At 63.6% G+C, this 4,958-nt stretch carries 3 protein-coding genes; all 3 read left to right on the top strand.

What is annotated here, in order from left to right:
• The first annotated feature begins 159 nt into the window (after positions 1-159).
• The 3 genes from MKW15_RS23975 to MKW15_RS23970 are packed head-to-tail and all read left to right on the top strand — an operon-like array spanning position 160 to position 4,905.
• Positions 160-4,188 carry a DUF6531 domain-containing protein gene (locus MKW15_RS23975; protein ID WP_240862855.1) on the top strand — a complete coding sequence of 1,343 codons (4,029 nt, stop codon included), beginning with the start codon at positions 160-162 and terminating at the stop codon, positions 4,186-4,188.
• A complete protein-coding gene (locus MKW15_RS24710) occupies positions 4,185-4,412 on the top strand; it encodes an HNH/ENDO VII family nuclease (protein ID WP_374248153.1) in 228 nt (75 codons plus the stop codon). Before MKW15_RS23975 ends, MKW15_RS24710 begins: the two co-directional genes overlap by 4 nt.
• A gap of 25 nt (positions 4,413-4,437) precedes the next feature.
• Positions 4,438-4,905, top strand: a complete 468-nt coding sequence (locus MKW15_RS23970; RefSeq protein ID WP_240862853.1) for an SMI1/KNR4 family protein — start codon at positions 4,438-4,440, stop codon at positions 4,903-4,905.
• Positions 4,906-4,958 lie beyond the last annotated feature (53 nt).

Raw genomic sequence — 4,958 nt, 5'->3', positions numbered from 1 at the left:
GGGGGTGGAAGGCGTTTTGGAAGTCGGTGGGTAATTGGATTGATGAGCATGCTGATGTGTTGAAGACGATTTCGGATGTGTTGATCACGGTGGGGTCGTTGGTGGCGTTGTTGCCGGGGTTGGGCACGTTGGTGGGGGGGGATCATCGCGGGTATTGGTGTGGGTATCGGGTTGGCGTTGACGTTGACGGGGAATATGTCGTGGGGTGAGTTCGCGATGTCGGCGGCCGGTGCGATTCCGGGGGCGGGTAAGGGTGCCCAGTTGGCGAAGCTGGGTATGAAGGGGGTGGGGAAGAACGCGGCGAAGGAGTTGGCGGAGCGGGCTCGTCCGTCGCGGTATATCTGCCGTGGTGCCGAGCCGGTGGATATGGCGACCGGGGCGATGGTCGATGATTTTGTGGATCTGACGATCGGTGGCGAGTTGCCGTTGATTGTGGAGCGTAAAGCGGTGTCGTCGTTCGGGTTGGGGACGGCGTTTGGTCCGTCGTGGGCGTCGTTGTTCGATTGCCGGGTCGAGGTGGATGCTGACGGTATCGCGTTGGTGAATGTGGATGGTTCGGTGTTGTGGTACGACCGGCCCGATCCTGACGCGGTCGGTGAGGTGATGCCGCGGGTGGGCACGATGCCGTTGTCGTTTGTTGATGGCGCGTATCGGGTACGCAATGTGGCTGCTGGTGTGACGTATGAGTTTTCGGTCGTCGGCGATGAGGGCTCGGTGCGGATGACCGCTGATGAGCCGCACCAGGATGAAGTACCCCGGGATTCGGTGTTGGCGGTTGGTTCGGTACCGGTGGCGGGTTCGTCGTCGTTGGCGGGGGTGGCGGACTCGGCGGTGGTGATCGGGCTCAGTGCGGTGGTGTCGCGGACGGGGCACCGGTTCGAGTTGGTGTATGACCAGCAGAGCGGGTTGGTCCGCGAGGTTCGTCATGGTGGCGGTGCGGTGGTCGAGGTCGATACTGATGCGGTGACGGGCCGGGTGTTGGGGTTGGCGGTGCGTGATGAGGTGGGTGTGTCGACCCCGGTGGTGTCCTACCGGTATGACGCGCGCGCCAATCTTGCCGAGGTGGTCAATTCCAGTGGTGTGCCGATGCGGTTCGCTTATGACGATGCTGCGCGGATCGTGTCGTGGACTGACCGCAACCGGGTGTCGTATCACTACCGGTACGACGATCGCGGCCGGGTGGTGCGGCAGGTCGGTACGTCGGGGATGTTCCCGAATGCGTTGGTGCATCTGCCGGATGTGGGTGCCGATGCCCCGGTGGGTGGCCGGATTGTGGTGTTGGTGGAGACGGTGACCGACGTGTTGGCCGAGCACGAACGTGATGAGCGTATCGAGGAGCGGTTGGCGCGGTTGGCGCAGTTGCCGATCGTGGCGTTGTTGGAGTCGGGTGGGTTGGCTGGGGCGGGGTTGACTGGTCGTGGCCGTGACGGTGCGGTGGACTCGAGCGTGGTTGAGCCGGGTTTGGTGGTTGCCGAGGAGTTGCTGGTTGATGAGGTGTTGGGCCGGATTCAGCCGTGGGTGTATCGCTCGACCGCGGCCGGTGATGTGTGGCGCATCGTGTCGGCCGAGGGGGTGGTGACCGAGTTCGAACACGATGTGCACCACAATCCGACGGCGTTTACCGGTGGTGATGGTGCCCGTTGGGAGACGGTGTTCGATGAGTTCGGGTGTGAGGTGGCCACGACCGATCCGCAGGGCCGGGTCAGTTCCATCGAGCGTGGGACGTGGGGGATGCCGGCGCGGGTGACCGATGAGGCCGGCCGGGTCAGTGAAGCCGTGCTGGATGGGTTCGGCAGTGTGGTGGCGGTGACCGATCCGGTGGGTGCGGTTACGCGGTTCGAGCATGTGGTGCGGGCTTCGGGTGTGGTCACTGCGGCGCGGGTGGATGCCGATGGTGCGCGCACCGAGTTTGACTATGACGCGGCGGGTCGGGTGGTGCGGGTGATTGATCCGGCGCAGCGGGTGTGGAGTTTTGAGCGCAATGTGTTCGGTGATGTGGTGGCGGTGACCGACCCCGATGGTGCGGTGACCAGCTCGGAGTTCACGGTGGAGGGCTGGTTGCTGGGCCAGGTGTATCCCGATGGGACCGGGGTGCGGTTGGGTTATGACGCGGAGGGCAACCAGGTCGAGGTGGTTGATGAGGCTGGGCATGTGACGCGCACCGAGTACACGGTGTTCGATCATCCGCGGGCGGTGATCGACCCGTCGGGTGGGCGTGTGGAGATCGGGTATGACTCCACGATGGAGCAGACCTGGGTGCGTAGTCCTGATGGTTTGTCGTGGCGGTTCGAGCGTGACCGGGATGCGCGGGTGGTCGCGGAAACCGACTACAACGGGGCGCGCAGCACGTTCGGGTTGGATGGTCTGGGCCGGCCGGTGGTGGTGACTGATGCGCTCGGGCATGTTCGGGCTCGACGTTTTGATCTGTTGGGGCGGTTGGTGTCGGAGGCGGCCACTGCTGATGGTGTGACCGAGTATGGCTATGACGTCGCTGGGGATTTGGTGTCGGTGGTCAATGGTGATGCGCGCGTGGAGTTCGAGCGCGATGGTGTGGGTCGGGTGGTGGCCGAGACGGTCAACGGGGTGGTGGTGCGGTCACGGTTCGACAGTGTGGGGCGGCGTACGGATCGGGAGGTCACCACGGGTGGGCGGTCGTGGTCGGCGACGTTCGGTTTTGATGCGGCCGGCCGGTTGGCGGGTATCGATGCCGGGGGACGCTTTTCCACCCCGGAAGGTCGGCGGATCGGGTTCGGCTATGAGGGGGCGGGTCGGGAGAGTGAACGCCGGTTCGGGCGGTCGGCACGGTTACGGCAGTCTTTTGACCGGCGTGGCCGCCTGTCGCGCCAACACGTCCTGGCCGGTGCGGAACGAGTCGCCGGTGGGGAACAGGCCACCGGGGCGCAGCGGTTGGTGGCGGGGCGGGTGTGGTCGTATCGGGCCGACGGATATGTGACCGGCGTGGATGATGCGGTGGCGGGGGCGACGCGCTTTGATGTGGACGCTTCGGGCCGGGTCACCGCAGCGGTCCCGTCGACTGTCGGCGGCACCCGCGCCGCGGGTACCGGTGCTGGTGGTGGTGAGTGGTTTGGGTACACGCCGTCGGGGGTGTTGGCGCGCGCGGATAGTGGTGCGGGTCAGCCGGTGGGGGTGGCGGCGTCGCCGGTGGCGGGTGTGGCGCGGGTGGATGGTTCGGATCGGGTGTCTCGGTCGGGGACGTTGGTCACTCGGGTGGGTCGGGATCGGTTCACCTATGATGCGGCGGGCCGGCTGCGGGTGCGGGTGCGGGCACGGTTGTCCCGTAAGGCGGAGGTGACCGAGTTCTCGTATACCGATGGCGGCCAGATTCGTGAGGTGGGGTGCGGTGATGGGACGCGCTGGCGGTACGGCTATGACGGGTTGGGGCGTCGGGTCAGCAAGTCCCATGTCGATCGTGATGGCCGGATTCTTGATGAGGTGGTATTCGGGTGGGACGGTAACGATCTGGTCCTGCAGTCGAATACGGCCCTGACCCCGCGCGGTCCGGTTGCGGCCGGGGCGTCGTCGACGTGGGTGTGGACCTATCACCCCGATGGTGGGGACGTGGTGTCTCAGGAAGTTGTCCACCACACCCCGCACACCGACACCACACCAGACAAGACAACACCCGACATCACGCCACCCGACATCACGCCACCCGTCGCCTATCCAGCACCCGATGGTCATCGTGGTGGTGTTGATGGGTGGTCGCAGGGGCGGGTGGATACCGAGTTTTATGCGATCGTCGCGGATTTGGCGGGTGCGCCGACGGAGTTGGTGGACCCGCTCACCGGGCAGGTTGCTGGGCGTGCGGTGCGCAGTGTGTGGGGGCACACCACCTGGCAGGGTGTGTCGAGTCCGTTGGGGTTCGCCGGTCAGCAACACGACCCGGAAAGCGGGCTGTTCTACAACCGGTTCCGGTTCTACAACCCGGCGACGGCCACCTACACCAGCCCGACCCGTTGGGTGTGGGGCCCAACCCGGCCAGCGCCACCGCCTACGTCCACAACCCACACGTCGCGGTCGACCCACTCGGGCTTAAGATCCACTTCAAGGGGAAGGGTGATTTCTGGACGCGTAAGGAGGTCAAGGGTAAGAATGTGTGGCAGCGCGACGACCTATTCGACCCGACCCGTGTCGATGAGCGCGGCCGAACCAACCTCGAACGAATGAAGCGAGGAAATGCTCCGATTGGGCATGACGGAAATCCGTTGAACTTGCACCATATCGGCCAGCGAGACAACAGCCCGATTGTTGAACTTACACAACAGGTACATAAAGAGAATCACGGATTGCTGCATATCAATCCTAGTTCAACCCCTTCTGGGATTAACAGATCGGCATTCGACAGTTGGCGTGGAAGATACTGGCGGGCCAGGCGCCACGACTTCACGTGAGTGCTGAAGCGAAAGGAATAATTTCTTGGGTATCGAAGAAGTGCGGTCGTTTATAGACCGGGCACCGGCTGAGGACGGCGATTTCGAAGGCGCGGTAACTGAGGGCGAGATAGCCGATGCGGAGTCTCAACTTGGAGTGGCATTCCCCCCGTCGTATCGCCAATTCGTGGCGTCGTTAGGGCTTGGGGATGTTAACTCCAGAGAATTTTACGGGTTGATCCCCGGGAAGCCAGTTACTGCGGAGTCTGGGGTCCCGAGCGTTGGCATAAGCCTCAGGGAGCGTCTAGATAGCGGACTGCCAGCGTCGCTCGTGATTGTGAGCGATACGGGTATGGGTGAGTGGTATGTGTTGGATACGTCGGAGCGTGATGCGGATGGGGAGTGTCCGGTGAAGATTTGGTCGCCGGGTACGGGAGATTTTGTTCCAGGTGAGCGATTTGATGACTTCGGTGAGTTTGCTCTCGGCATGTTGAATGTCGACACTGGCGATTAGTTGGTGGCAGTGTTTTCGCGGCTTTGTCGGGTAGTGGTTTTTTCGAGGTTGAT

It is taken from the genome of Gordonia gummivorans (assembly GCF_022513585.1).
Lineage (GTDB): Bacteria > Actinomycetota > Actinomycetes > Mycobacteriales > Mycobacteriaceae > Gordonia.
This window is presented reverse-complemented; position numbering and strand designations above follow the sequence as displayed.